The organism is Mesorhizobium sp. M0077 (assembly GCF_040322955.1).
Taxonomy (GTDB): Bacteria; Pseudomonadota; Alphaproteobacteria; order Rhizobiales; family Rhizobiaceae; genus Mesorhizobium.
Window position 1 is genome coordinate 166829 of record NZ_JAMYUL010000007.1, and the last position, 26003, is coordinate 192831.

The 26003-nt window shown below is 64.0% G+C and carries 26 protein-coding genes, 1 pseudogene and 1 riboswitch; of the genes and pseudogenes, 14 read left to right on the forward strand and 13 right to left on the reverse strand.

The annotated features are described in order from the left end of the window. The first annotated feature begins 104 nt into the window (after positions 1–104). From NKJ57_RS16365 to NKJ57_RS16375, 3 genes are all read left to right on the forward strand, one after another. On the forward strand, positions 105–887 hold the full coding sequence (locus NKJ57_RS16365; RefSeq protein WP_023670688.1) for a class I SAM-dependent methyltransferase: 783 nt from the start codon (positions 105–107) through the stop codon (positions 885–887). 136 nt (positions 888–1023) lie between these two features. Further along, positions 1024–2844 (forward strand): ABC transporter ATP-binding protein/permease, encoded by a 1821-nt coding sequence (locus tag NKJ57_RS16370; protein ID WP_352511823.1) that lies wholly within the window; start codon positions 1024–1026, stop codon positions 2842–2844. Positions 2845–2908: 64 nt separating this feature from the next. Then, the gene (locus NKJ57_RS16375; protein WP_023673296.1) at positions 2909–3697 is read left to right on the forward strand and encodes a DUF1194 domain-containing protein; all 789 of its coding nucleotides are present in this window, start codon (positions 2909–2911) and stop codon (positions 3695–3697) included. A gap of 51 nt (positions 3698–3748) precedes the next feature. On the opposite strand, the gene NKJ57_RS16380 is transcribed toward NKJ57_RS16375, so the two are convergent. Continuing rightward, the gene (locus NKJ57_RS16380; RefSeq protein WP_023673297.1) at positions 3749–4684 is read right to left on the reverse strand and encodes a glycosyltransferase family 2 protein; all 936 of its coding nucleotides are present in this window, start codon (positions 4682–4684) and stop codon (positions 3749–3751) included. A 248-nt stretch (positions 4685–4932) separates the two neighbouring features. Here NKJ57_RS16380 and NKJ57_RS16385 point away from each other — a divergent pair, with 248 nt between their 5' ends. Next, a complete protein-coding gene (locus NKJ57_RS16385; protein WP_023694041.1) occupies positions 4933–5253 on the forward strand; it encodes a DUF1330 domain-containing protein in 321 nt (106 codons plus the stop codon). Between the two features lie 7 nt (positions 5254–5260). Here the strand turns inward: NKJ57_RS16385 and metW are convergent, their stop codons facing one another. Further along, positions 5261–5875: a methionine biosynthesis protein MetW gene (gene metW / locus NKJ57_RS16390; protein ID WP_023673299.1), complete on the reverse strand. Its 615-nt coding sequence runs from the start codon at positions 5873–5875 to the stop codon at positions 5261–5263. Further along, entirely contained in the window at positions 5872–7041 is a 1170-nt protein-coding gene (gene metX, locus NKJ57_RS16395) for a homoserine O-acetyltransferase MetX (protein ID WP_023742897.1), read from the reverse strand. Before metX ends, metW begins: the two co-directional genes overlap by 4 nt. 60 nt (positions 7042–7101) lie before the next feature. Beyond that, positions 7102–7179, reverse strand: a riboswitch (SAM riboswitch). Between the two features lie 125 nt (positions 7180–7304). On the opposite strand from metX, the gene hisC reads away from it, so the two are divergent. Beyond that, on the forward strand, positions 7305–8414 hold the full coding sequence (gene hisC / locus NKJ57_RS16400; RefSeq protein ID WP_023742896.1) for a histidinol-phosphate transaminase: 1110 nt from the start codon (positions 7305–7307) through the stop codon (positions 8412–8414). A 4-nt stretch (positions 8415–8418) separates the two neighbouring features. Beyond that, the gene (locus tag NKJ57_RS16405; RefSeq protein ID WP_352511822.1) at positions 8419–9354 is read left to right on the forward strand and encodes a prephenate/arogenate dehydrogenase family protein; all 936 of its coding nucleotides are present in this window, start codon (positions 8419–8421) and stop codon (positions 9352–9354) included. A 7-nt stretch (positions 9355–9361) separates the two neighbouring features. Here the strand turns inward: NKJ57_RS16405 and NKJ57_RS16410 are convergent, their stop codons facing one another. Together NKJ57_RS16410 and NKJ57_RS16415 are read right to left on the reverse strand one after the other, a co-directional pair. Continuing rightward, positions 9362–10285, reverse strand: coding sequence for a sugar kinase (locus NKJ57_RS16410; RefSeq protein WP_023742894.1), 924 nt, complete (start codon positions 10283–10285; stop codon positions 9362–9364). A gap of 124 nt (positions 10286–10409) precedes the next feature. Beyond that, positions 10410–11408, reverse strand: coding sequence for a DUF2125 domain-containing protein (locus tag NKJ57_RS16415; protein WP_352511821.1), 999 nt, complete (start codon positions 11406–11408; stop codon positions 10410–10412). Between the two features lie 124 nt (positions 11409–11532). Between NKJ57_RS16415 and NKJ57_RS16420 the strand changes: the two genes are divergently transcribed. The 3 genes and pseudogenes from NKJ57_RS16420 to NKJ57_RS16430 all read left to right on the forward strand — a co-directional run bounded on the left by NKJ57_RS16420 (position 11533) and on the right by NKJ57_RS16430 (position 13887). Continuing rightward, positions 11533–12066, forward strand: coding sequence for a gamma-glutamylcyclotransferase (locus NKJ57_RS16420; RefSeq protein WP_023742892.1), 534 nt, complete (start codon positions 11533–11535; stop codon positions 12064–12066). Between the two features lie 164 nt (positions 12067–12230). Beyond that, on the forward strand, positions 12231–13178 hold the full coding sequence (locus NKJ57_RS16425) for an aldo/keto reductase (protein WP_023701390.1): 948 nt from the start codon (positions 12231–12233) through the stop codon (positions 13176–13178). Positions 13179–13261: 83 nt separating this feature from the next. Next, positions 13262–13887: pseudogene (locus tag NKJ57_RS16430) on the forward strand (LysE family translocator). A gap of 69 nt (positions 13888–13956) precedes the next feature. Here the strand turns inward: NKJ57_RS16430 and NKJ57_RS16440 are convergent. Together NKJ57_RS16440 and NKJ57_RS16445 are read right to left on the reverse strand one after the other, a co-directional pair. Next, positions 13957–14766, reverse strand: a complete 810-nt coding sequence (locus tag NKJ57_RS16440; RefSeq protein ID WP_023742891.1) for a lysophospholipid acyltransferase family protein — start codon at positions 14764–14766, stop codon at positions 13957–13959. A 115-nt stretch (positions 14767–14881) separates the two neighbouring features. Continuing rightward, positions 14882–15787, reverse strand: a complete 906-nt coding sequence (locus NKJ57_RS16445) for a LysR family transcriptional regulator (protein ID WP_023742890.1) — start codon at positions 15785–15787, stop codon at positions 14882–14884. A 114-nt stretch (positions 15788–15901) separates the two neighbouring features. On the opposite strand from NKJ57_RS16445, the gene NKJ57_RS16450 reads away from it, so the two are divergent. After that, positions 15902–16534 carry a pyridoxamine 5'-phosphate oxidase family protein gene (locus NKJ57_RS16450; RefSeq protein WP_352511819.1) on the forward strand — a complete coding sequence of 211 codons (633 nt, stop codon included), beginning with the start codon at positions 15902–15904 and terminating at the stop codon, positions 16532–16534. A gap of 98 nt (positions 16535–16632) precedes the next feature. On the opposite strand, the gene NKJ57_RS16455 is transcribed toward NKJ57_RS16450, so the two are convergent. From NKJ57_RS16455 to ftsE, 3 genes are all read right to left on the reverse strand, one after another. Beyond that, complete coding sequence (locus NKJ57_RS16455; RefSeq protein ID WP_502902043.1) at positions 16633–17352, reverse strand: YdcF family protein; 720 nt, start codon at positions 17350–17352, stop codon at positions 16633–16635. A 132-nt stretch (positions 17353–17484) separates the two neighbouring features. Continuing rightward, on the reverse strand, positions 17485–18474 hold the full coding sequence (locus NKJ57_RS16460; RefSeq protein ID WP_023742887.1) for a cell division protein FtsX: 990 nt from the start codon (positions 18472–18474) through the stop codon (positions 17485–17487). Then, on the reverse strand, positions 18467–19126 hold the full coding sequence (gene ftsE / locus NKJ57_RS16465; RefSeq protein ID WP_023685344.1) for a cell division ATP-binding protein FtsE: 660 nt from the start codon (positions 19124–19126) through the stop codon (positions 18467–18469). Before ftsE ends, NKJ57_RS16460 begins: the two co-directional genes overlap by 8 nt. 173 nt (positions 19127–19299) lie before the next feature. Between ftsE and NKJ57_RS16470 the strand changes: the two genes are divergently transcribed. The 3 genes from NKJ57_RS16470 (at position 19300) to NKJ57_RS16480 (ending at position 20938) form a co-directional block, all read left to right on the forward strand. Next, positions 19300–19935, forward strand: a complete 636-nt coding sequence (locus NKJ57_RS16470; RefSeq protein WP_352511817.1) for a hypothetical protein — start codon at positions 19300–19302, stop codon at positions 19933–19935. A 23-nt stretch (positions 19936–19958) separates the two neighbouring features. Next, positions 19959–20501 (forward strand): hypoxanthine phosphoribosyltransferase, encoded by a 543-nt coding sequence (gene hpt, locus NKJ57_RS16475; protein ID WP_023673315.1) that lies wholly within the window; start codon positions 19959–19961, stop codon positions 20499–20501. A 65-nt stretch (positions 20502–20566) separates the two neighbouring features. Then, on the forward strand, positions 20567–20938 hold the full coding sequence (locus tag NKJ57_RS16480) for a response regulator (RefSeq protein WP_023686708.1): 372 nt from the start codon (positions 20567–20569) through the stop codon (positions 20936–20938). 6 nt (positions 20939–20944) lie between these two features. Here the strand turns inward: NKJ57_RS16480 and NKJ57_RS16485 are convergent, their stop codons facing one another. Next, entirely contained in the window at positions 20945–21895 is a 951-nt protein-coding gene (locus tag NKJ57_RS16485) for a DMT family transporter (protein ID WP_023750539.1), read from the reverse strand. 226 nt (positions 21896–22121) lie between these two features. Between NKJ57_RS16485 and NKJ57_RS16490 the strand changes: the two genes are divergently transcribed. Beyond that, positions 22122–22985: a LysR family transcriptional regulator gene (locus NKJ57_RS16490; RefSeq protein WP_023726969.1), complete on the forward strand. Its 864-nt coding sequence runs from the start codon at positions 22122–22124 to the stop codon at positions 22983–22985. On the opposite strand, the gene NKJ57_RS16495 is transcribed toward NKJ57_RS16490, so the two are convergent. After that, positions 22982–23353: a glyoxalase superfamily protein gene (locus NKJ57_RS16495; protein WP_023685340.1), complete on the reverse strand. Its 372-nt coding sequence runs from the start codon at positions 23351–23353 to the stop codon at positions 22982–22984. The genes NKJ57_RS16490 and NKJ57_RS16495 overlap by 4 nt on opposite strands. 41 nt (positions 23354–23394) lie before the next feature. After that, positions 23395–25983 (reverse strand): TIGR02302 family protein, encoded by a 2589-nt coding sequence (locus NKJ57_RS16500; protein ID WP_023711721.1) that lies wholly within the window; start codon positions 25981–25983, stop codon positions 23395–23397. Positions 25984–26003 lie beyond the last annotated feature (20 nt).

A 26003-nucleotide genomic window follows, 5' to 3' on the forward strand; every position in this document is an offset into this window, starting at 1 on the left:
TCTGTTGGCGCAGACATAGGGCGCTTGGCCGCTGATGTCATCTAGCTTTGCAGAACGTGCCGGCTTTGTTGAACTTGGGCGGCATCGCAGCTACCGTCCCGCGCATGCATTCCGATATCGTCGATCTCCGCTCCTTCTATTCGACCACGCTCGGCCGCCTGGCTGAACGCTCGATCACCATGGCGCTGTCCTCAATATGGGCAACAGTGCCCAATGAGCGGCTGGTCGGGCTCGGCTATACCTTGCCGTGGCTGGAGCGGTTCGGCACCGATGCCGAGCGGGTGTTTGCCTTCATGCCTGCTACGCAAGGCGCCGTCGTCTGGCCGGCGAACGGGCCGACGGCTACGGCGCTGGTCTTCGACGAGGAATTGCCGCTGGTCGATTCCTGCATCGACCGCATGCTGCTCGTGCATTCGCTCGAACATGTCGAAAACCCGCGCGAGACGCTGAACGAGATCTGGCGGGTGCTGTCGCCGGCAGGGCGCGTCGTCATCGTCGTGCCCAACCGGCGCGGTGTCTGGGCGCGGTTCGAGCACACGCCGTTCGGCAATGGCCGGCCGTTCTCGCGCGGCCAGCTGACAGAATTGCTGCGCGAGGCGAATTTCACACCGGCTTCCTGGTCCGACGCGCTGTTCTTCCCGCCATCGCCGCGGCGCTTCATGATGCGGTTCCACAATGTGCTGGAGCGCGCCGGCCGGCGGTTCTGGCCGATCTTTTCCGGCGTCATCGTGGTCGAGGCGCAGAAGCGGCTATATCAGGGCGTGCCGGTCGCGCAGCGCGCCTCGCGCCGTGTCTTCGTGCCGGTACTGTCACCGCACGGTGCGACGCGGCTTGGCCGCCGGGCGGAAGGGGTGACATCGACGACGCGTCAGGTGACACCTTCGTGATCATCATGAAAACTGGTGTTGCGTGGGTTTTTCCCACCTATCTGTCGCAGATGCATTCGCGGTCCGTTTGAGCGGCGGATGCCTTCAAGTCTCTCCATCTGGTTCAGCAACGCTTCTGAACGCAAGGACCTCGTGCATGGCTGATCAACCGGACAAGTCCGCCACCGCTCAGCCGGCAACCGTCGAAGCCAGCAGCCTGCGCGATCAGGTGGCGACGATCAAACGGGCGCTGGTAGGCTCACCGGTGCGCAAGTGGCTGGTCTGGACGTCGGTCGGCATTATGGCGGTCATCGTCGCCACGTCGATCGGCCAGGTTCTGCTCAACCGCTGGAACCAGCCTTTCTACGATGCGCTGGCGCGTCGCGACATGGCGGCCTTCCTGCATCAGCTGATGATCTTTGCCGTGATTGCCGGCACGCTGCTCCTGCTCAACATCGCTCAGACCTGGCTCAACCAGATGATCCGGCTGAAGCTGCGCGAGGCGCTGACGCTCGACCTGATCGACCAATGGATGCGGCCGGCGCGGGCCTTCCGGCTCGCCAATGCCGGCGCCATCGGCGTCAATCCCGACCAGCGCATGCAGCAGGATGCCGCGCATCTGTCCGATCTGTCGACGGACCTCGGCGTCGGCCTGCTGCAATCCTTCATCCTGCTGGTGTCGTTCGTCGGCGTGCTTTGGCAACTCTCGTCGGGCTTCGTCTTCCACATCAACGGCTGGTCGCTGGCGATACCGGGCTACATGGTCTGGGCCGCGTTCCTCTATGCCGGCATCGCCTCCTGGCTGAGCTGGCTGGTCGGGCGGCCGCTGATCCGCCTCAACAGCGACCGCTACACCCGCGAGGCCGAGCTGCGTTCCGGGATGGTGCGCGTCAACGAGAATGTCGACGCCATCGCGCTCTATCACGGCGAAGCCGATGCCAAGAGACGGCTCGAAATCGACCTTGGCACGGTGCTGGGCGCGATGCGAAACATCTACAAAGCGCAGATCAACCTTTCCTGGGTGACCGATACCTATGGCTGGATCACCGTGGTGGCGCCGATCCTTGTGGCATCGCCGGTCTATTTTTCAGGCGATATCAGCTTTGGCGGGTTGATGATGGCGGTCGGCGCCTTCAACCAGGTGCACTCGTCGCTGCGCTGGTTCATCAACAATATTGGCGGCATCGCCGACTGGCGCGCCACGCTGATGCGCGTTGCCGACTTCCGCATTGCGCTCGATGAAACCGATGTGTTGCACGACAAGGAAAAGCGCATCGAATTCGGCGATAACGCCAATGGCAGCCTGACCTTCGAGAAGCTCCAAGTGGCCTCGCCGGAGGGCTGCACCAAACTTTCAGACAGCCATGTCGAGATCCATCCCGGTGAGCGCGTCATGATCACCGGCGACCCAGGCGCCGGCAAGACATTGTTCTTCCGCGCCATTGCCGGCCTTTGGCCCTGGGGCAGCGGGCGGATCGGCTTGCCGGCCGGAGAAACGCCGATTTTCGTGCCGCGTGTTCCGTATTTTCCTGCCGGCACGTTACGCGAAGTGCTGCATCCGAATGGCTCGGCGCCGGCTGGCGATGCTGATTTTGGGGCGGTGCTGGCCGAGGTCGGCCTCGAGCGGCTGTCATCCTTGCTCGACCGTTCCGCACGCTGGGAGCGGGAACTCAACGATGACGAACAGCGGTCGCTGGCCTTCGCCAGGCTGGCCTTGCGGCAGCCGAAATGGGTGATCATCGACGAAGCGATGGACGCGTTCGATGGTCCTTCGCTGCGAAGGGTACTGTCCATGCTGGAGAAACGCCTGCCGGAAACCGCGATCCTCAACATCGGGCGCGGACTGCACAATGGTCATTTCTTTCCACGCGCATTGAACATCGTGAAGGATACGGGTGCTGCGCCATTGAAACCCGCCCGAGTCAGGACCGGCGCCATCGACCCGCCGCCGAAAGCGGCCGTGCGGCGAAAGAAGTAGAAGGGGCTTTATTTCGCCGCGATCGCGGCGAAGATTCACGGGTCGAAACATCCGTGGTGCGGCCATGCTCGATGCGCTCAGCCTGCTTGCCTGCCTTGCCTGCACCACGCCCGTGGCTGCCCCGGCCGTTGCCGTGGATGTCGAACTGGTGCTGGCCGTCGACATATCACAGTCGATGGACGAGAGGGAGTTCGCGCTGCAGCGCGCTGGCTATGTCGAGGCGCTCAGGCATCCCGATTTCATCAAGGCCGTGCGCTCGGGAACCACCGGGCGCATCGCGCTTGCCTATTTCGAATGGGCGGGCGTCGTGCGCGAGGATGGCGTCATCGCCTGGCAGGTGATCGACAGCGCAGAGAGCGCCAACGCCTTCGCCGACAGAATAGAAGCGCGGCCGTTCCGCAGCTTTCGCGGCACCTCGATTTCCGGTGCGCTTGCCTTCGGCGCCGGGCTGTTCGAGGGCACGGGGTTCGATGCGCCACGCAGCGTCATCGACATTTCCGGCGACGGTCCCAACAACACCGGGCTGCCCGTCGCCACGACACGCGATGCGGCGGTGGCCAAGGGCATCGTCATCAACGGCCTGCCGATCCTGATCAGCCCGTCGCCGACCTTCAGCCATCTCGACCAGTATTATGACGACTGCGTCACCGGTGGGCCCGGCTCCTTCGTGTTGCCGATCTATGTGGCCTCGGAATTCGCCACCGCCATACGCCGCAAGTTGATCCTGGAGGTGAGCGGCATCGCCGATGCGACCGTGGTCCCGATCGATGCCGCCGCACCCATGGACTGCCTGCAGGGCGAACGCGACCGGCGGCTATATTCCGACCCATATCTGCCGGAACTCGACAAATGAGGTTTGAGGCAGTTCGGAGGGGAAAGCCGCTGCTCGGCTTGTCGGCAAACTTCAGGCCGGCCGTGCACCGTATTTGTCGCGAAATTCGGCATAGAGATCGCGGCGCCAGCGCCGGCCGCCGACATAGCCACGCAACAGCTGCGGCAGCGAATAGCCAAGCGCCTTCGACGACCGGTTGGCCATATAGCCGGAGAACGCCTGCGAAACCCTGCCCTTGAGTGCATCGGCGATGAGCTGCCGGGCGATCATGTAAGGCGGAATGTAGGGGTAGCGGTCGGCGATATAGGGGTGCTTGTCGATCAAGCTCGCATAGGCTTCGACATAGCCGTCCCGGCGACCGGAGATCGAATTCTCCGAGTTGTACTTTTTCCAGTCGATCACTTCGGACAGCTGCGCGCCGCTGCGACGGGCAAAGCGCAGCAACAATTCGCGATCCTGCATGCGCGTGACGTCACTGTCGTAGCCGCCGATGGCCAGCAGCGACTCGCGCCGGGCGGTGATTGCCGACCCGGCAATGAAGATGGTCTGCGCGACAAGGGCCCGCTCCAGCGAGTCGCGGCTCAGCAGCGCCTCGCGGTTGACGCAGTTGGTGCGGCGATTGCCCTTCAGCGACACGAAGGAACTGATCAGCACTTCGAGCGAGGGATTGTTGTCGAACTGCTCCAGCGTCCGCGCCAGGCGATCCGGCAAATAGACGTCGTCGGAATCGAGGAATGTCACCACCGGCGCCTGCGCCCGCTCGATGCCGGCATTGCGGGCGGCATTGGCGCCGCGCCATTTCGAGCCAACATAGATCAGCCGTGGATCGCGGATTTCGGCAAGTGCGGCTGCCGTACCGTCGGTCGAGCCGTCATCGACGACAATGTGTTCGAACCGGGGAAAATTCTGCGCCAGCACGCTCTCCACGGCGCGCACCACCTTGCTGCGGCGATTGTGCGTCGGTGTGATCACCGAGATCAGCGGAGCGAGGTCGGTTGCCTTGGACATGTTGCTTCGATTGTGCCCCGAAATGCCTGGAGGCCGGAGGTTTTGATGGTCGCCGTCCAAGCCTTACCCCGGGATGGCATTCGATTCGACGCTACAAAAAACCAGCGGCAATGTCATCACAAACTGTTGAGCCAGGACGCCGGTAAGCCGGCCGATTACCCCAGACGTAATCGACCGATGGCCATCATGTCTGCAGATTGCGCCAACGAAGCCGGTCGTCGGGCTTCGATCTCACAGGGAGTTCAGCCATGGCCGCCTACGCCGTCGCCCATATGCGTCAAGTCACAATGGGCCCGCAGATTGTCGAGTATCTGCAGAGGATCGACGCCACATTGGAGCCGTTCGGCGGCCGCTTCCTTGTCCACGGCGGCGACATGGACGTGGTCGAAAACGAATGGCCCGGGCATCTGATCGTCATCGAGTTTCCGGACAGGGCGCATGCGTGGGGCTGGTACGATTCATCAGCCTATCGGGAGATTCTGGCCTTGCGCACCGACAACTCCCACGCCGATGTGATCATCGCCGATGGCGTTCAGCACCCGCACAAGGCGACGGACGTGCTGGAATAGGGGCAAACTACCGCTTCAGCAAGAACACCGCTTGCTGGCCGAAGAAATTCCAGAACCACCATGGCATCGACAGGCCGATCTTCTGGCCGTTGCCGTCGAGCGCGGTGGCTTTCTCGACCGAAGCGCCGAGTTCCTCGACCAGATTGACGAAGTCGCGGATGGTGCAGAAATGGATGTTGGGCGTGTCGTACCAGGAATAGGGCAGGTCCGCGGTCACCGGCATCCGGCCATTGACGAACAGCGACAGCCGCACCCGCCAGTGGCCGAAATTGGGGAAGGAGACGATGGCGCGGTTGCCGATTCGCAGCAGCTCGTCGAGCACCAGCTTCGGGTTGCGGGTCGCCTGCAGCGTCTGAGACAGGACGACGAAGTCAAAACCCTTGTCCGGATAGAATTCGAGGTCGGTATCGGCATCGCCCTGGATGACCGAGAGACCGCGCGCCACGCATTCATTGACGCCGCGCTGCGACAGCTCCAGCCCGCGGCCGTCGACCTGCTTGGTCTCCTGCAGGAGTTCGAGCAGCAGGCCGTCGCCGGAGCCGACATCGAGCACCCGCGACTGCGGCGGTATCAGGTTGGCCACGACTTCGAGGTCGACGCGCTGGCTGCCATTGACGCTCATGAGGCGAGCCCCCTTGCGCGGGCCGCCGAGCCGATGAAGCCCTTGATGGCGGCAAACAGTTCGGGTTCATCGAGCAGGAAGGCATCATGGCCGCGGTCGGTGTCGATCTCGACGAAGGAGACGGAGGCGCCGGCGGCGTTGAGCGCATGCACGATCGAGCGGCTCTCCTCGGTCGGGAACAGCCAGTCCGAGGTGAAGGACACCAGGCAGAAGCGGGTCTTGGTCCCGGCAAAGGCATCTGCCAACCGGCCGCCATGGTCGGCGGCGAGGTCGAAATAATCCATCGAACGGGTCATGTAGAGGTAGGAGTTGGCGTCGAAGCGGTCGACGAATGTCATGCCCTGGTGGCGCAGATAGCTTTCGATCTGGAAATCTGCGTCGAAACCGAAGGTCAGTGCTTCGCGGTCCTGCAGATTGCGGCCGAATTTCCGATGCAGGGCGGCTTCCGACAGATAGGTGATGTGGGCGGCCATGCGCGCCACGGCGAGCCCCTTTTCCGGGCGCTTGCCGTGCTCGAAATATTTGCCGCCATGCCAGTCCGGATCGGCCATGACGGCCTGCCGGCCGACCTCGTGGAAGGCGATGTTCTGCGAGGAATGGCGTGCGCCTGTGGCGATCGGCAGGGCCGAGAAGACGCGCTCGGAATAGCACGATGCCCATTCCAGCACCTGCATGCCGCCCATCGAGCCGCCGAGCACGCAAAACAGCTTTTCGATGCCGAAATGGTCGACCAGCATCAATTGCGCCCGCACCATGTCGCGGATGGTGATGATTGGCAGGTCGAGGCCGTAGGGCTTGCCGGTGGCGGGATTGGTCGAGGCCGGACCGGTGGAGCCGAGGCACCCGCCGATGACGTTGGAGCAGATGACGAAGAAGCGGTTGGTGTCGATGATCTTGCCGGGACCGATCAGCACTTCCCACCAGCCGGGCTTGCCGGTCACCGGATTGGTGTTGGCGACATGCTGGTCGCCGGTCAGCGCGTGGCAGACCAGGATGGCGTTGGTGCGGGCATCGTTGAGGGTGCCATAGGTCTGGTAGGCGATCTGGAACGGCGACAAAAGCGTGCCGGCGTCGAGCTTCAGCGGCTTGTCAGGGCCAAAACGCAACACCGGGCTCGACGGGCTGTCGGCCTCGTTGTTGGTTTTTGTAGCGCGGAGCGCGGCCATGTGACTCTCCTTGCCCGCCGTCAGGCAATAAAAAACCGGCAATGCGATCGCAAAGCCGGTTACGTCACGCAAACGGCCCTTTAGCGAGTTGTTTAACGTGGCTGCAAGCCGACCGGCCAAATCACCACGGAACTGTTGCGTTCTTCTAGAACTCGTGCGGCCCGGCGTCAACGGCCAGCTATGCCCGCCTCTCGACATTCGCGGCTACGGCTTGTATTTCCGCTGCGGCCTCCGGACGGAGGCATTCTGGATGGATTTGCGACATGGACAAGACAGCGGGCAAGGCACGGCCGACGCCCCGCGCGGGCATCATGGACATCGACGCCTATGTACCGGGCAAGAGCACGGCACCTGCCGGCGTCGCCAAGGTCCATAAATTGTCGTCGAACGAGAACCCGCTCGGCCCGTCGCCGAAGGCGATCGAGGCCGCGCGCGAAGTGGCCAGCAAGCTTGATGTCTATCCCGACGGCACCGCCCGCCGGCTGCGCGAGGCGATCGCCGAGGTGCACGGCCTCAACCCGGCAAACATCATCTGCTCCAACGGTTCCGACGAGATACTTGGCCTGCTGGCGCAGACCTATCTTGCGCCAGGCGATGAGGCGATTTTTACCGAACATGCCTTCATGGTCTACAAGATCTACATTCAGTCGGCGGGGGCCAAGCCGGTTGCTGTGAAGGAAACCGAGGAGCGCGCCGACGTCGACGCGATCCTGGCCGCGGTGACGCCGCGGACCAAAATCATCTTCCTCGCCAATCCCAACAACCCGACCGGCACCTATCTGCCGTTCCAGGAGGTCCGCCGCCTGCATGCCGCGCTCCCAGGCAACGTGCTTCTGGTGCTGGACGCGGCCTATGCCGAGTATGTCAGGCGCAATGACTATGAGGCAGGTATCGAGCTGGCGGGCAGCGCGCAGAATGTGGTCATGACCCGCACCTTCTCCAAGCTCGGCCTTGGCGGCGCGCGCATCGGCTGGATGTATGGCCCACTGCACATCGTCGATGCCATCAACCGCATCCGCGGCCCTTTCAACGTCAACGCAACAGCGATCGAGGCCGGCATTGCCGCCATCCGCGACCGCGCCCATGTCGAGCGCAGTTCGTTGCACAACGAGACCTGGCTCACCTGGCTGAATGAAGAACTGACGAAGCTTGGGCTGCGCGTGACGCCCAGCGTCGGCAATTTCGTCCTCATCCACTTTCCCGACGACAAGAAGCATTCGGCTGAGGCGGCGGACGATTACCTCACCCAGCGCGGCTATATATTGCGGCGCGTTACCGGCTATGGCTTTCCCAATGCGCTGCGCATGAGCGTCGGCACCGAAGAAGCAAATCGCGGCGTCATCGATGCCCTCACGACATTCCTGAAAAGCTGAAACAATGACAGCACCGATGTTTGAAAAGATCGCGCTGGTCGGCATCGGCCTGATCGGCTCGTCGCTGGCCCGCATCATCCGCCGCGAGGGCCTGGCCCGCCATGTCGCCATCGCGACGCGCAGCCCGGCCACGCTGGCGCGGGCGAAGGAGCTCGGTCTTGGCGAGAGCTACACCACCGACGCCAGGGAAGCAGTCCGCGACGCCGACCTGATCATCGTCTCGGTGCCAGTGGGGTCGTCGGGCGAGGTGGCGCAAGAGATCGCAGCGGCGCTGAAAAAGGGCGCCATCCTCACCGATGTCGGTTCGACCAAGGCCTCGGTCATTGCGCAAATGCAGCCCTATGTACCGGACGGCGTGCACTTTATTCCGGGGCACCCGCTGGCAGGTACGGAGAAATCGGGCCCGGATGCGGGTTTCGCCGACCTGTTCGAAAACCGCTGGTGCATCTTCACGCCGCTGCCGGGAACCGATCCGGCCGCGCTGGAAAAGCTGTCGGAATTCTGGCGGCGCTGCGGCTCCAACATCGACACGATGGACCCGCAGCATCATGACATGACGCTGGCCATCGTTTCGCATCTTCCGCACATCATTGCCTACAACATCGTCGGCACGGCCGACGATCTGGAATCGGTGACCAAGTCGGAAGTGATCAAATATTCGGCTTCCGGTTTCCGCGACTTCACCCGTCTGGCCGCCTCCGACCCGACCATGTGGCGCGACGTGTGCCTGCACAACAAGGATGCCATCCTGGAAATGCTGGCGCGCTTTTCGGAGGACCTCGCCTCGCTGCAGCGGGCGATCCGCTGGGGCGACGGCGACAAGCTGTTCGACCTGTTCACCCGCACCCGGGCCGTTCGCCGTTCGATCATCGAGGCCGGCCAGGATATCGACGTGCCGGATTTCGGCCGGCAGGCGGTCGAGCACCCGGTGAAAAGTTAAATCTGTTTCAGACGGGCCAGGTCGCCGCGACCATGGCCATTGCCTCGTCCCTGTTTGGCGCCCCCAGCCGGCCGCCGAAGCGCTGGCATTTGAGCGCGGCCGCCGCGCTGGCAAAGCGCAACGCCTGCTCGATCGGCATGGTTTCCGCCAACGCGACAGCAAAGGCGCCGTGGAAGACGTCGCCGGCGGCAAGCGTGTCGATCGCCTTGATCTTCGGCGCCGCGATGTGGCGCACGCATCCGGCGGACCGGTCATGCCACCAGCTTCCCGCGGCGCCGCCGGTAACCGCCACGAAGGCATCGGTGCGGCTGGCGAGGTCGGCACAGGCGGTTTCGGGGTCCAGCGCATGGCCGCAGACGATGCGTGCCGCCGTCTCCGAAGCGACGATGTGCGATGCCAGCGGCAGCAGGCGCTCCAGCACCTCAACCGGCGCCGTGTCGGCGTCGAGGATGGCGGGACGGCCGGCGCTGCGCGCGGCGGTCAAGGCAAGAGCGGCGGCGCCCGGCCAGCGCACATCGACCAGCACGGCATCGAAGCCGGAAAGATCGGCGACAGGCACCGCCTCGGGGTCGGCCTGCGCCTTTGGGTCGTAGAAGGGCACGATGATGCGCTCGCCATGAGCGTCGACCAGGATCGCGGCCAGCGCCGAGCGGGCGCCTTCGACGCGGCGGACAAAGCGGCAATCGACGCCCTCGGCCTCGATGCCGGCCAGCAATTGGTCGCCGACGGCATCGTCACCTGCACTTGCCCACAGGAACACCTCGGCGCCGAGACGGCGGGCGGCGCAGGCAGCACTTGTCGCCATGCCCGAGGCGATCTGGATGCCGTCCGAGGCGATGAACTTGCCCTGATGCGTGGGCAGGGTTTCGACGCGCAGGATGGTATCCAGCGTCAGCGCGCCAACGCTCAGCAGTTTCACCGGTCGGTTCATGCGTCGGCTTGCTCGAGCATGATCTCGCCCCAATAGCCGTTCCCGCTCTTTGCGATCATGCTCTATCTCTTTGTTTTAACGCAATTCCGGACGGAAAACCGCTCACACTTTTCCTGGAATTGCTCTAATCGAGCGGCTTGATCTTGCCCAGCGGAATGAAGCCGAGCGAGACCTTGCCCTTCACCACCTTGAGCGGCATCGACGGTTCGTTGCCGAGCAGCGCCAGACCGGCAAAGCCTTGCTCGATCTGGCTCTTCTGCTCGGGGATTGCGGTGGCGAGGATTGCCGCCACGGCTTTGGGATCCTGCAGCTTGATCGTCAGGTCGGCATTGACCTGGCCGTTGGCGTCGACCGACACCGGGCCGGAGACGGTGATGCGCGCGGTTCCCGACGACAGATCGAGCTTGTGGATGTCGACCGCCTGGCCGCGCAGGCTCCTGGCCTGCGTCTTCATCAGCGCGACGCCGTTCTTCAGCGTCGCGTCGCCGCTGCCGTCGAGCGGCGGCAGCACGCGCCCGCCGATCGCGTCGGCGTCGATCTCAAGATCGGTGAAGCTGCCGACGTAGCCGATGTCCTGGCCGTCGGGTCGCAACTCGCCCGCCGCGGTTCCGGCGCTGAACAGTGAAACCGGGTCGGTGTCGTCGGCCGGATCGGTCTGGCCGGACAAGCTCTCGGCCTGCAGCGAAATGCTGCGTGGCAAGGGCCAGGAGAGCTTGGCATTGGCCTGCAGATTGTCCCAGTCGATCCATAGCGGCGCCATCCCCGGCACCGAGGTGCGCAGCGGCCCACGCAACTCGGCGGCAGGCGACAAAGGCCGGATGAGCTCTGCAACGAAGTTGAAGCTGCCTGCCGAGGCGGCAACGTTCCTGGCGTAGTCCTCGTAAGCCAGATTGTCACAGGAGATGGCAAAACTCAGGGGGTAGCCGCTGACAGTGAGGTTGGCGCAGCCGGCCTCGATGCCTTTGTCCTTGAGCGAGGCCACCGCCTTGTCGGCTTCGCTGCTGACGCGACCGGCGACATAGAACCAGACCGCGCTGTAGACGCCGAACAGCATAACGACCAAGGCAGCGAGCCACATCAGCCGGCGGCGAAACTTCGACGGACGCTCGTCACTTGACGTCATGCTGCGGCTTTCATTAACGCGGGCGTGTTGCGGGTGGACTGTGGCTTACGCAACAAGCAAAAAGAACAGAAGAGCACCGATTCCGATGCGGCGGCGTCACTCTCGTGCAATCAGGCTTGGCGATATGGGCGATTTTTGGGTTTTTGGCTACGGCTCGCTGATCTGGCGGCCGGGATTTGCGCATGTGGAGACCCGCCGCGCGCGGCTTTACGGCTACCGCCGGTCGCTGTGCGTCTATTCCTTCGTGCATCGCGGCACGCGCCAGCGGCCGGGCCTGGTGCTAGGCCTCGACCGTGGCGGCTCCTGCATCGGGCTGGCCTTTCGCGTGCCCGGCGAGCTGCGCGATGAGGTGCTGACCTATCTGCGCGAGCGCGAATTGGTGACCAGCGTCTACCTCGAGCGTGTGCTCGATATCAGCCTCGACGGGAATGGGGCGGCCGCGGGAGAGAGAGTGAAAGCGGTCGCCTATATCGTCCACCGCCAGCATGAGCAGTATGCCGGCGGGCTCGACCCCGCGCATGCGGCAGGTGTTATCCGTGGCGCCGTCGGCCAGTCCGGAAACAACGAGGACTATGTGCTCAACACGCTGCAGCATCTCGCGGCGCTGGGTATCAGCGACCACTGGCTGGAAGAGGTGGCGAAGCGGATCGCCTCGTGAGCCAGTAGACCACGGCGAGCCTGCAGGCGAAGCGCTCGCGCCTTTGTGAAGCGCTGGCCCGCTGGAAAAATTGGCTGAGGCCTTTGACCTCGGCGCGGCGAGACCTAGCTTAGCTGCGGCCCGAAGCATTCGGGTCGCCCGCCGCCAGCCCACGGAGCCCCGTCTTGCAAAAACGCCGTCTCGGTCAAACCGACCTTTCCATCGCGCCGCTGGTCCTGGGCGGCAATGTCTTCGGCTGGACCGCGGACGAGAAGACCTCCTTCGACCTGCTCGACCGGTTCGGCGGCGCCGGCCTCAACGCTATCGATACGGCCGATGCCTATTCGCGCTGGGTGCCCGGCCACGCGGGCGGCGAGTCCGAGACCATCATCGGCAAATGGATGAAAAGCCGCGGCAACCGTGACAAGATCATCGTCATCACCAAAGTCGGCTCGGATATGGGACAAGGCAAGAAGGATCTGTCCGCTGCCCATATCGAAAGGGCAGTCGAGGCGTCGCTCAAGCGACTGCAGACCGACGTGATCGACCTTTATCTCTCGCATTGGCCGGACCCGACAACCCCTTATGAGGAGACGCTCGGCGCCTACCAGAAGCTGCTCGCTGCCGGCAAGGTCCGCCATATCGGCGCCTCGAATCTTGACGCCGGCCAGCTGCGCGCCGCGCTCGATGTTGCCAGCCTGCGCGGGCTGCCGCGCTACAGCGTGCTGCAGCCGGAATACAATCTCTACGACCGCTCATCCTTCGACGGGCCGCTGCATGATCTGTGCGTGGCCGAGGATATCGGCGTCATCACCTATTTCAGTCTCGCCAAGGGGTTTTTGAGCGGCAAATACCGTAGCGAGGCCGATCTCGGCAAAAGTGAACGCGGCGGCGGCGTGAAGGCTTATCTCAATGCGCGCGGCATGCGCATTCTGGCCGCACTCGACACTGTGGCGGCGCGCCATTCGGCCAAGCAGGCGGAAGTAGCACTCGCCTGGGTGATGGCGCAGCCCGGCATCACTGCGCCGATCGCCAGCGCCACGACGCTGGACCAGGTCGACAGCCTGGTGCGCGCCGCATCGCTGAAGCTCAGCGCGGAGGATCTCGTGGCGCTGGACAAGGCCAGCGCCTAGCCGCGCAGGTTCGGCACGATCGTTCAAGACGCCGGCTGTCCGCCTTGCCACACTGTTCTCCATTATTGTGGAGAAGAGGCAGCATGGCCGCAGACATTCTTTCGCAGGCGCAGCCCTGGCAGCAATTGCTGGCGCTGGTGCTGGCGGCAACCGTCGTCATGGGCAGTCCTGGCCCGGCGACGATCAGCGTCACGGCGATAGGGGCCGCCTTCGGCCTGCGCAATTCGCTTCACTACACATCGGGGATGATTTTAGGCACGGTCGCGGTGCTGCTGGTGGTGGCCACCGGCATCAAGGCTATCCTCACCTCGATGCCGGGCGTAGCGCCAGTGCTGGCGGTGGCTTCCGCCGCCTATATTCTCTACCTCGCCTATAGAATAGCGACAGCGCCGCCGCTGGCCGCGCGTGACAGCAGCGCGGTTCTGCCGACCTTCCTCGGCGGCTTACTGCTCGCCGTTGCCAACCCGAAAGCCTATGTGGCGATTGCTGCGGTCCTTGCTGGCTCCGCGACCGCAGCCGGCGCCGATGCTCTCGGCATCCCGGCCAGGCTGGCGGTTCTCACCTGATGATCGTAGCCATCCATGTGCTGTGGCTGCTGGCCGGCGCGGCCTTCGCCCGCACCCTGCGCCAGCCGCTGGCGTCGCGGATCATCAATCTGGCCTTCGCGGCGACGCTGGTGCTGACCACGGCGCTGGCGGCGTGGCCTTGAGCCGACCCGCAGAAGAGATCAAGCTTTGGTCTTTCTTGTTTTGGCGCAATTCAGGACGGAAAAAACCGCTCACACTTTTCCTGGAATTGCTTTGGCGGCCGCGGCGAGTTCGGCCAGCCGCTTGACCGCCGTCGGCGGCATTTGCGGCGGGTTAGGAGCCTGCGATGCCTCGATCAGCAGCTGGTCGCAGGCGACTTCCGTATCGCCGATCAGCCGGTCCATGAATTCGTCCTTGCCGAGCCCGGGCGGAATCGGCGGCAGGAAGCGGGCCTTGATGGTGCCGGGAAAGCGCAAGAATTTACGGCGAGGCCAATAGAGGCCGGCGACATGGGCGACCGGTACCACCGGGACGCCAAGCTGCGTATAGAGCTCGACAATGCCGTATTTGTAAGCCGGCTCGTCGCCTGGCGCTCGGCGCGTGCCTTCGGGGTAGATAATCAGCTGGCGCGGATTGCGCCCCATCTCCTGCTTTGTCGATGCTACGACCTGCTTCAACGCCTTGGAGCGGCTGCCGCGGTGAACCGGGATCATCCGCATCTTCAGGATGTACCAGCCGAAGAAGGGAATCCAGGTCAGCTCGCGCTTCAGGATATAAAGCGGGTCGTGTAAAAACGGAAAGAAAGCGATCGCGTCCCAAAACGACTGGTGTTTCGGCGCCAGGATGAAAGAGCCCTCGGGCAGGTTTTCGACGCCGGTGATGTCGCTCCTGGTGCCGGCGATCTTGTCGTAGAGCCACAGGCTGGTGCGCGACCAGAATTTAGGCACGAACCAGGCGCGATGGCGTGGCGAGAGGAAGTAGTAAGGGGTCCAGAGGACCATCTGGACGATCAGATTGACATAGAAGACGAAGTTGAACGCCAGCGAGCGGATATAGAGCATGCGGGGAAGGGCCCGTTGAGGAGGTGTGCGTTGGTTACACCAAGCGCGGGCAAAAAGGAAACGCCGCAATGGCCTGACATAGGCCGGCTCGCCACTGACTCAAGCCAGTCTCAACTCACCACGTCGCCTGCAATAGCCGCTGCTTCAGCCGCGGAGCGGCGAAATCGAGGAACGCCCTGAGTTTCACCGCCAGCAGGCCTTGGCCGGCATGGACGAGGCTCACCGGCCACGGCTGCGGCTCGAAGGGTCGCAAGACCGGGACGAGCACGCCGGAACGTACTGCGTCCGCGATCTGGTAGGAGAGCACCCGCGTCATCCCGGCGCCTGCAATCGCGGCATCGATTGCAGCTTCCGCCGTGTTGACGCGCAGCCGTGAGCGGATCGGCACGATCAGTTCGCCCTTGTCGCCGGCAAAGCTCCAACTGGCGAGCGCTGCAGGCCCTTCGAAACTGATGCATTCATGCGCGGCCAGATCGTCCGGCGTCCGCGGCATGCCATGCGCGGCGATATAGGCGGGGCTGGCGCACACGACGCGACGGATCGCGCCGACGCGGATGGCAATGAGGCTCGAAGGCGCAAGCTCGCCGATGCGGATGGCAAGGTCGAGATGTTCCTCCGCCAGTTGGGTTATCCGGTCAGCCAGCGTCAGGCGAATGTTGACTTGAGGATAAGCCGCCAGGAATTCGGTGACGACAGGCAGCACGTGCAGGCGACCAAAGACGACCGGCGCGGTGATGAACAGGTCGCCGGTCGGCGTGCTGTATTCGCCGGCAGCGGTGCGTTCGGCTTCGCCGACCTCGCCGAGGATGCGGCGGCAGGCGGCGAGATAGGCCTGGCCGGCATCGGTCAGCGTGAGCTGCCGGGTCGAACGGTTCAGCAGGCGCGCCTGAAGGTGCTTCTCGAGGTCGGAAACCTTGCGGCTGACCGTTGCCAGTGGAATGCCGAAATGGCGGCCGGCAGCGGAAAGGCTGCCCGCTTCCACCGCGGCGACGAACAGCGACATGGCTTCGAGACGATCCATAGTTTCTTCCGGAAATTGGAAAGATAGCTTGCAACTATGCCATCTACATCCAAAACATGGAAGGACCTACCTCTTCGCGTACAATGGCCGTGTTTCGGCCTCGCGGAGGCTTCCATGAATGCTCATACTTTCACCAGCGATGTCGCCTTCACGCCGACGGTCAAGGCGATCCAGACCCGCAAAGGTTCGCGCAAGGGCTATGCCAGCGCCGAGGAGCGCGGCGGATGGCGCGCCCATATGACGCCCGACCTCGCCGACTTCATCGCGGCGCAGACCAGCGTCTTCCTGTCGACGGCAAATGGCGAGGGTCAGCCCTATATCCAGCATCGCGGCGGGCCAGCCGGCTTCCTCAAGGTGCTGGACGAGAAGACCATCGGCTTTGCCGATTTCTCCGGGAACAGGCAGTTCATCACGCAGGGGAATCTCGCCGACAACAACCAGGCATTCCTGTTCCTGATCGACTATGCGCATCGCCAGCGCGTCAAGATCTGGGGCACGGCGCGGGTCGTCGAGGACGATGCCGAGCTTCTGGCAAGGCTGATGCCGCAGGACTACAAGGCGCGCCCCGAGCAGGTCATCCTGTTCACCGTCTCGGCCTGGGATGCCAATTGCCCGCAACACATTCCGCAGCGATTCGAGGCCGCCGATGTCGCGGCCGCACTCGCCGAACGCGACAAGCGGATCGAACGCCTCGAACAGGAGATTGCGCGGCTGCGTGGCGCGGAAGACGGCACGGCCAAGGGGTAATCGAGCGCCGTCAGAATCGTCTGTTTGGACGCAATTCCCAAGGGAAAGCGTACGTGTTTTTCCCGGGAAAACCGCTACACACTTTTCCTGGAATTGCTTTAGTCCTTGGCGGTCGAAACCTCGGCCAGAGCGACGCTGTCGGCGGTCTGGCGGACCGGGACGACGCCGCGCGCCAGCGCCAGCAGGTATTTGCTGTATTCGGTCAGAAGCACGCGTAGCGCTTCCGGCTTGGTCAGCCAGTCGCCATTGTCCAGATTGGTGTTGACCACCGGATAGGGTTCAAGCCTGGCGCCATGCAGCAGGCGGCCCATCTCGAGCAGGCTGCGCGGCATGTGGTAATTGTTGGTGACGAGGATGACGCTGCCATAGGCGTGGCTCTCCACCCATTTAGCGCTTTCCTCGGCATTGCCGATCGTGTCGAGCGCGGCGCGGTCGATGTCGACACAGCAGGAAAACAGCGCCTTGTCGCCGCCGGTAGCAGCCTGCAATTGGCGGCGGCTGGCAGAGGGATGCACGCCTGAGATCAGCAGCCGCTCGCCCTTGCCGGAGGCAAGCAGATCGAGTGCTGCGTCGAGGCGGGCCTGACCGCCGGTCAAGACGATGATCGCATCGGCCTTGGCCGGGTTGGCCGGGGTCGTCATGTGGCTGACCTTGCTGGCGAACCAGCCGAAGCCACCGGCAAACAGGGCCACCAGCAGCAGTAGACAGAGGGAGGCGAGACGCAGGGCGGTGCGCAAACGGCCCAGCCCGGTGCGCACACGCGAACGCACCACTGGCATCTGTCCAGCCGTTCCGGTCGACTCCCGCGCGTTCATCATCCTATGGTTAATCCTGAAATGCCTTTTTGGTAAGGAAAAAAGCGCACATTGCGTTACGTCGGTTTTCGATCCGTGATCGTCCCTTCCATTCCTGTCCTTCCCCCCAACTGTTTTCGCTTCTGCCCTCACGGTTCACCCCGCATCCGGCTGGCGGACATCGATGTCGCTGAGATAGGCGACCACGGTGGCGTGCGAGGTCGCCGCCGTCAGTCCGCCGATCACCAGCACCATCAGGCCGACGCCGAGATAGCCTGCCGATCCGATGGCGAAATTGCCGAACAAAGCGGTGGCCTGGTCGGCCTGCGGCGTTGCCATGTTGCGCGACGACCACCAGGAAAAGACGATGAAAACCAGGATCGCGGCTGCGCCGCCGGCGGCCGCGCCCTTCATCCCGGTGACCAGGAAATGCCAGCGGAATTCGCGCGCGATGAAGCGCGCCTCGGCGCCGACGAAATGCAGCACTTCGATGATATGGCCGTTACCCGCCATAGCGCCGCGCGTCGCAAACACTACGGTCAGCACCGTCGCCGACAGCATCAGGACCAGCACGGCGATGCCGATGGTGACCGTGGTGCGGGCCATGGCGACCAGCCGGTCGACCCAAGTACGGTGATCGTCGAGCGAAGCACTCGGCAGCTTGGGCGTGAGCGCCGCACGGATGGCGCTAAAGTCGGGCGGACTGGTCTCGTCGATGGTGACGATGATCAGGCGCGGCACCGGCAATTCGTCGATATTCAGGCCCGAACCCAGCCATGGCTCCAACAGACGCGCGGTGGCGTCGCGATCGATGATCCGGGTTTCCTTCACGCCGGGGAATTCGCCGACGATCTGCGAGGCCTGGGCAAGGGCTGCCTCCATGTCGAGGCCGTCGACCGGCTTGATCTGAATCGTCGCCTCGCGCGAGATCTGGTTTTCCCAGACCGAGGCAGTGTCGCGCACCAGCGTGACGGCGCCGAAAGTCAGGCAGGACAGGAAGGTCATGATGGCGATGACCAGCACCAAGGCGCGGCCGGCAATATTCTGCGCCGGCACGATCGGCGCCATGCGGCGCTGGATGCGCTGCGTCGTCGTCGCGCGCTCGGCGGCGTCTCCATGCAGCTGTTCGGCCGATACTTCAGTCATAAATATCCAGCCTTCCGCCGGCCAGGATCATGCGGCGCGCGTCGACCTGTTCCATCAGGCCGAGATCGTGAGTGGCGATCACCACCGCGGTGCCGAGCCGGTTGAGCTCGATGAACAGCCTGAGCAGCCGGCGTGCCAGTGGCGGGTCGACATTGCCGGTCGGCTCGTCGGCAAGCAGGATTTCGGGCTGTTCGATCAAGGCCCGGGCGATTGCCGCGCGCTGCTTTTCGCCACCCGAAAGGACCGGCGGCAGCACATGCATGCGCTCGCCCAGGCCAACCCATTTCAAAAGTTCGGTGACGTCGGTGCGGTAGCTCGCTTCCTCGCGGCCGCGCACGCGCAGCGGCAGAGCGACATTCTCATAGGTGGTCATGTGGTCGAGCAGGCGGAAATCCTGGAACACCACGCCGATGCGGCGCCTGAGATGCGGCAGTTCAGCGCGCGAGATGCGCGAGCGGTCCTTGCCGAAGATGGTGATCAGCCCGCGTGTCGGCTTCAGCGACATGAACAGAAGGCGCAGCAGCGTCGTCTTGCCGGCGCCGGAGGGCCCGCTCAGGAACTGGAAGGAGCTCTCCGGAATGTGCAGGGAGATGTCGCGGAGGATTTCCGGACCCATGCCATAGCGGAGGCCGACATTTTCGAAGCGGATCACGTGCGACGACCTGAGGGCGGCGGCGTGCCAGCCCTTTCTGTCCGACGACCATCGGCCGCCATGGTTAACCGTCGGTTAATTTTCGCTGTTCTTGAGTGCGTCACAAGGGTTCCGGTGGGAAGCGTTAACCATTTCCATTTACGCAAAAGAAACGAACAGGCAACAGCGGGGCCATGATGGCTGAGCAACGAACCGCGCGCCCGGTTTCCGGCGAAATCATGACCGGGACAAGTGTCGCACCGGAATCGCGTCCTGTGGCGACCGACATTGTCGATGCGGATTATGAGGTGCTGCCGCAGCCGATCCCAAGGGTAGAAGCCATGCCGACGCCGGCGCGCGACATCGCGACGCCGTCGATGGAAGGCATGGAGATGCTGCGCAAATCAGATGCGTCAGCCGGGCGGCCGGCATCGCGTGGCGGGCCGATCTTCTGGATTGCCGGCATCGGTGCGGCGCTTGCCGCCTTCTGGGTCTCGGGTGGCCATGCGCTGGTGCGCCAGACGCCGTTCTGGTCAGTCGAACAGCCGGAGGGCGCCGTACTCAGCATTGCCGGCGTCACGTCGCGTGTCGACGCCTCGGGACCCGCCCCGGTGCTGTTCGTGGATGGCGAGGCCGTCAATGACGGTTTGAAGGCGGGACAATTGCCGCCGCTGGAGATACGTGTCACCGGCAATGACAGCCGCATCACCCGTTATACTCTGGGGACATCCAACCGTTCTCTGGCGCCCGGCGAAAGATTCGGCTTTTCCAGCCGCCTCGATGTGCCTAGAAACGGCGTCAAGGCCGTGGCGGTCACCTTCGCCGGCTAGTCGGTTCTCTGGAAAGGTTGTTGATGCCAGTTGTGCGCGGCAAGGACATCGAGGTCCTGTTTTCGGCGTCCGCGATCGCGCGGCGCAATCTCGAACTCGCCAAGGAGATCGCCGAGCACGACTATCACGACCTGCTGGTGATTTCGGTGCTGAAGGGCTCGTTCATCTTCGCCGCCGATTTGATCCGCGCCATGCACGATGTCGGGCTGTCGCCCGAGGTCGAGTTCATCTTCATTTCCAGCTATGGCGCCGGCACCACCAGCGGCGAGGTGAGGGTGCTGCGCGACATCGACAATGAGGTCGCCGGCCGCGACGTGCTGCTGATCGACGATATCCTGGAGTCGGGCAAGACGCTCTCCTTCACCCGCAACCTGATGCTGTCGCGCGGCGCCAAAAGCTGCGCCATCGCGGTGCTGTTGGACAAGCGCATGCGCCGCCAGACCGAGCTGAACGCCGACTATGTCGGCTTCGACTGTCCCGATTACTTCGTCGTCGGCTACGGCATGGACGTCGCTCACGCTTTTCGCGAACTGCCGTTTGTCGGTGTCGTCAAAGGCGATGCCTGAGAAAAGGCCCCCGACGCTTCAAATTTTTCAGAAAAAGTCAACTTTTGCCCGCCAAATTCCGGCCCATGGCAAAGCTTCTGATCGTCGAGGACGATGAGTCCGTCCGCACCCTCGCCGCCCGCGCGCTCGAACGCGCCGGGCACTCGATCGATATCGCCGCCGACGGCGCGCAGGGGCTGGCGATGGTCAGTGCTGCAGGCGGCGGCTACGACCTCGTCGTCTCCGATATCCGCATGCCGGAAATGGACGGCATCGAGATGGCGATCGCCGCAGCCAGGCTTTTCCCTGACATGAAGATCCTGCTGATGACCGGCTATGCCGACCAGCGCGAGCGCGCCGAGGAATTGAACGGCATCGTTATCGACGTCGTGCAAAAGCCTTTCACGCTGGCCGAAATCCGCTCGCGGGTCGACCAGGCGCTCGCCTGCTTCGCCTGACACGCTTCAGGCGGCATCCTGAGACGCGGCGAGGACAGGCGCAGCGCTCCGGCGCCGTTCGGTGTTGAGCGCCAGCAGACCGGCGCCGATGATCAGCGCCGCACCGATGGCAGTGGTCGAGCGCGGCACCTCGTCGAAGAACAGGAAGCCCCACAGCGGCGACCAGATGATGCCGGTGTATTCGAAGGTGGCGACGCGGTTGGCGGGCGCCAGCCTGTAGGCCTGCGACAGCAGAATCATGCCGGCCGAAGCGACGAAGCCGCAGGCCGCCATCTTGAGGAAATCCGGGGTCGTCGGCCAGACCCACGGCCGCACCAGGAATTCGAGGCTGGGGTGGACAGCATGGGTTATGCCGGCAAGCCAGAATGTGCCGGCAACCGCAGCGGCGCCGACCAGATAGGCGCCGTTCTGGTAGAAGGCCATGACGGTGGAGGATTCGGTGTCGCCGATCTTGCGCGCCATCAGCTGTGAAAAGCCGTAGAGCAAAGCCGAGCCCAACGAAAGCAGCGCCGCCCAGTCGAACAGGCCGGCGCCCGGGCGCAGCATCACGACCACGCCCAGCATGCCGATCAGCACGGTGGCGAGAGCCTGCCAGGATACCCGCTCGCCGAGATAGGGTCCGGCTATCGCCATGATGAACAGGGGCGCCATGAAATAGAGCGCCACCGCGTCGGCGAGCGGCAAGGCAGCGATCGCCAGATAGTAGACCGTATAGGAGGAGAACTGGATGAAGGCGCGTATCGTCAGCAGGCCGAACCGCTTCGAGACAATGGCCCGCAGGCCGACATCGGCGCGAACGAGAACGACCAGGATCGGCAAAGCGACGATCGAGCGGATCCACATCACCTCGGTCACGGGATAGCCGGCCGACACCGCCTTGACCAGCGGGTCCTGGAGCGAGAACACCAGCACGCCAAGGCACAGGCTGATGATGCCGAGAACGATCCGGTTGCGCATGTTGTTCTGCCGGCCCTTGCCTTAACTGCCCGCAGCCGCCCGGCCATGGGGTAAAAAGAACCCGCCACCGTTTCGGGCAGCGGGTATGAGTGAGGACTCTTTGATTGGTCCGCAGCCGGTTTCGCGGCGGCATATCCAATGGGTGAGCGGACTATGCTGCGGCGTTTGACATGTTGCAAACGAATTGGAATGATACCAGCGATCAAATTTGCTTATGACGGATTCGATGCGGCCAGCCCTCGACAGCGATCTCCTGCGCACCTTTGTCGCCATTGCCGAAGCGGGCAATTTCACCCGGGCGGCGGAGCAGGCCGGGCGCACCCAGTCGGCGGTGTCGATGCAGATGAAGAAGCTCGAGGAGCTGGTCGGCGACAGCCTGTTCGAACGCGGCTCGCGCGGCGTGGCGCTGACGCGCCGTGGCGGCGAGCTGATCGTCAATGCCCGCCGCATCGTCTCTCTGCTCGACGAGACGGCGGCATCGATGGCGGCGGCACCGCTTGGCGGGCCGGTGCGCATCGGCATTCCCGAGGAATATGGTCACGCCATCCTGTCGCGCGCGCTCGGCGCCTTCTCGAAGCGTCACACCAAGGTCGAGGTCACCGTGCGCTATGCACATTCCGGCGCCCAGCTGGCGGCGCTAGCCGCCGGTGAACTCGACCTCGCCGTGGTGTTCGAATGGCAGGATCCTTCCGGCGGCGAGGTGCTGATGCACGATCCGACCGTGTGGGTGACATCGAGCCTGCATCACATGCATGAGGAGCGGCCGGTGCCGATCGCGCTCTACAACCGGGCCGGCTGGTGCAAGGACTTTGCCATCAAATCGCTTGAGCAGCGTGGGCTGGCCTACCGTGTCGCCTATACCAGCGACACCACCGGCGGCCTGAAGCTCGCCGTCACCTCTGGCCTGGCGATCGCGCCGATCTCGCACAGCAATATTCCGGATGGCTGTCGTGAACTCACCGCCGCTGACGGGTTCGGCCATATCGATTCCTCGAATGTGGTGATGCACCGCAGCCCAAATGCCTCAGGCGAAGCTATCGACGGCATGCAGGAGGCGATCCGCGAGGCGTTCGTCAACCGGCCGGCTTAGTCTGTTGCATCCTCGTAGAAATGCAGGCGATTGCCGAAGGGGTCGCCGACCGACACTTCACGGGTCTGCCACGACGTGGTTTCGAGGCCCGGCCGGGCGTAGCGGTATCTCTTGCCGATCAGTTCGCGGTGCAATGCCGCGATGTCCTCGACCTTGATGCGCATGGCTATACCCGGCGCGCCGTCGCCATGATGTTCGCTCAGATGCAGGACACAGCCGTCGCGGATTACACCCATGTAGAGCGGCGCATTGTCGTCGAAGCGGTGCTCGAACTCGACCTTGAAGCCGAGAAAGTCGACATAGAATTCGCGTGCCTTGGCGATGTCGAAGATGCGCAGGATGGGCGTGACGGCACCGAGTTTCGGCATGGCGCTGATACCATTCAGTTCGACGGATGTTGCCTTGGAGGCTACTTCAGCTCCAGCAGCCGCTCGAGGTAGCTGCGCTCGATGTCGGGGCTGAGCGCGTTGCCGAGCCGCTTGCGAATCGCCTCGAGAATCTGGCGGGCGCGCTGCACGTCGATCTCGTCGGGCACCTTCACCGAATCGCCGAAATCGGGTCCGCGGCTGGCGCGCGGTCGGCCCAGCGGATCGCGGCCGGCGTCCTGTTGGCGGCCGCCTTCCTGGCTGCCGCCCTGGTCCCCCTGCATCGCCTGCAGCTGCTTCATCATCTCCTTGGCGCCCTTGCGCAGCGCTTCCAGCGCGCGACCCTGGTGGCCGACTGCTTGGTCGCCTTCGCCTTCGCCAAGCGACTTTTCGGCATTGCCCATGGATTTGCCAGCGTCGCCAAACCCCTCATTGGGTTGCATGCCCATGCCTTCCAGGCCCTTCTTCAGCTTGTCGAGTTCGCTCTGCAACTGGCCCTGGCCTTCCTGCAGCTGCTTCATCGCATCGGCGAATTCCTGCGGTGTCATCGACTTCGGCCGGGCGAGAGGATCGCGATCCTTGCCGACGCCCGGCTGGTCCGGGTCGTCGCCATTGCCTTCGCCGGGCTGCTGATTATCTCCGCGCTGCATCTGGTCCATGCGGTAGGTGTCGTTCATCATCTCCTGCTGGCGGCGCATGATCTCGCCCAGCTTGTCCATCTGCTGGCGCATCTCGCTGTCCTGCTCGCCGCCCTGCTGCTGACGGCCGGCCTGCAGGTTGTTCATCATGTTTTCCAGCTGCGACAGCAGCTCCTGCGCCTTGTCGCGGTCGCCCGACTTCGCCAGGTTCTCGATCTGGTCCATCATGCGGTCGATATCACTCTGACGCAGCTCGCGACCATTCTGTTGCATCTGCGGCGCGTTCGGGTTCTGCTTGGCGCGCTCGGCGAATTCCTGCAGGAATTCGTTCATCGCCTCGCGCAGTTCCTTCATCGCCTTTTCGATCTCTTCGTCGCTGGCGCCGCGCTTGATGGCGTCCTGCAGCGCCTGCTGGGCTTGGCGGAGCCGCTTTTCGGCGGACGAGAGATTGCCTTCCTCGATGCCGAGCGCGATTTCCCAGAGATAGGCAACCTCGTTGCGCAACTGATCGTCGCTGTCCGACATCTTCAGCCGGCTGCGGGCGCTCATGATGGCGAGGTAATGCGACATGTTGTCGAACGTGTCCTCGGGCCGCAGCGTGATGGCGTCCATCAGGTCGAGCACGCGCGGCTTGGCATTGGCGTCGAGCGCCAGTAGGCGGCGCTGCTCGACCACGGCCCGCGCCAGCGGGTTGGCGAAGGGCCGCTCCGGCATCACAATAGTCTTGGTTTCGCTGGTCGCGGTGTGTCCGGCATCGTCGGTGGCGACAAGCGACAGCTTGATGCTGGCGCCGGCCCAGACGTGCTCGGTGAGGTCCTTGGTGGTCTTGGCGGCGTTCGCCTTGCCGCCGCGGCGCGGCAGCGCCAGCGGCAGGTCAGGCGGGCCGTAGAGCGGATGCGCATCGGGCGCCGCCGGATCGGCCAGCGCGAAAACCGCCTTGGCGGTGGCCGCGCCATAGTCGTCGTCGATCTGGTAGTTGAGCTCGAAGGCGCCGTTGACGGCGCGCTTGGGCTCGCCGACGAAGCGGATCGTCGGCGGCTTGTCGGGGATCACCGCGAAGGCCCAGCGACCGAGATCGGCTTCGCCCGACTTCAGCGTCAGTGTCCCGTCGGCGGTCAGCTTGCCGGTGAACTGGCGCAGCTTGGGGGTCGCCGGGTTGACCGCCGCTGCCTTGACGGCCGCCACCTGTGGTCCCGACGGGTCGATGGCGCGAGCATTGCCGCCCTTGTCGGCAAAGCTTAGCGTTTCCTCGCCGGAGCCGCCGGTCACGCGCAGCGAGACGTCGCTGCCTTGCGGCACGGTGAAGGTGGCAACCGCCTGCTTGGCGTTGCCATCGATGACTGGCGCGGTCAAGAAGATGGGCGGCTTGCCGGTATAGGCCGGCGGGGTCACCCAGGCATCGATGCGCGGCGGTACGATGTCGCGCGCCGCATGGGCACTGAAACCATCGGACAGCCTGCCGCCGGACGGTCCGAAGGAAAAGGCAAAAGCGGTGACCAACAGCAGCGCCGCCACGGCGCGCAATGCCCACGGATCGCGCTCCGGCACGCGGGTACGCGGCAGGTCGGCGCCAAGGCTGCCGAGCTTGTCGGCCATGCGCTTTTGGTGTTCGCGCCACAACGCCTGGGAAAAGATGCTTTCCTTGCCGCTGGGACGGTCGGTCTGCACCAGCACCGGGCTGTGCTGCAGCTGGTTGGCGGCCTCGATACGGCGGTCGATTTCAGCGGCGGATGGAAGCTTGAAGAAACGCAGCGGATAGAGCGCCGCCAGCGTGGCAATACCGAACGCAGTGACCAGGATAATGCGCGCAATGTCAGGCAGCCGGGGGAAAAGGCCGAGCCAGGAGAGGCTGAGAAACAGGCTGGCGATGATGAGCAGCGGCAGAAGCAGCGGCCAGCCGCGCTCGACCGTCATCGAGACCCGTGTCGCCAGCCGGCTCAGGGCAAGCCGCCCGGCCAGGCTGCGATCGCCACTGGAAATGGGGCGTTCCGTCATCGGCCCTTCCTGCCCGGGCG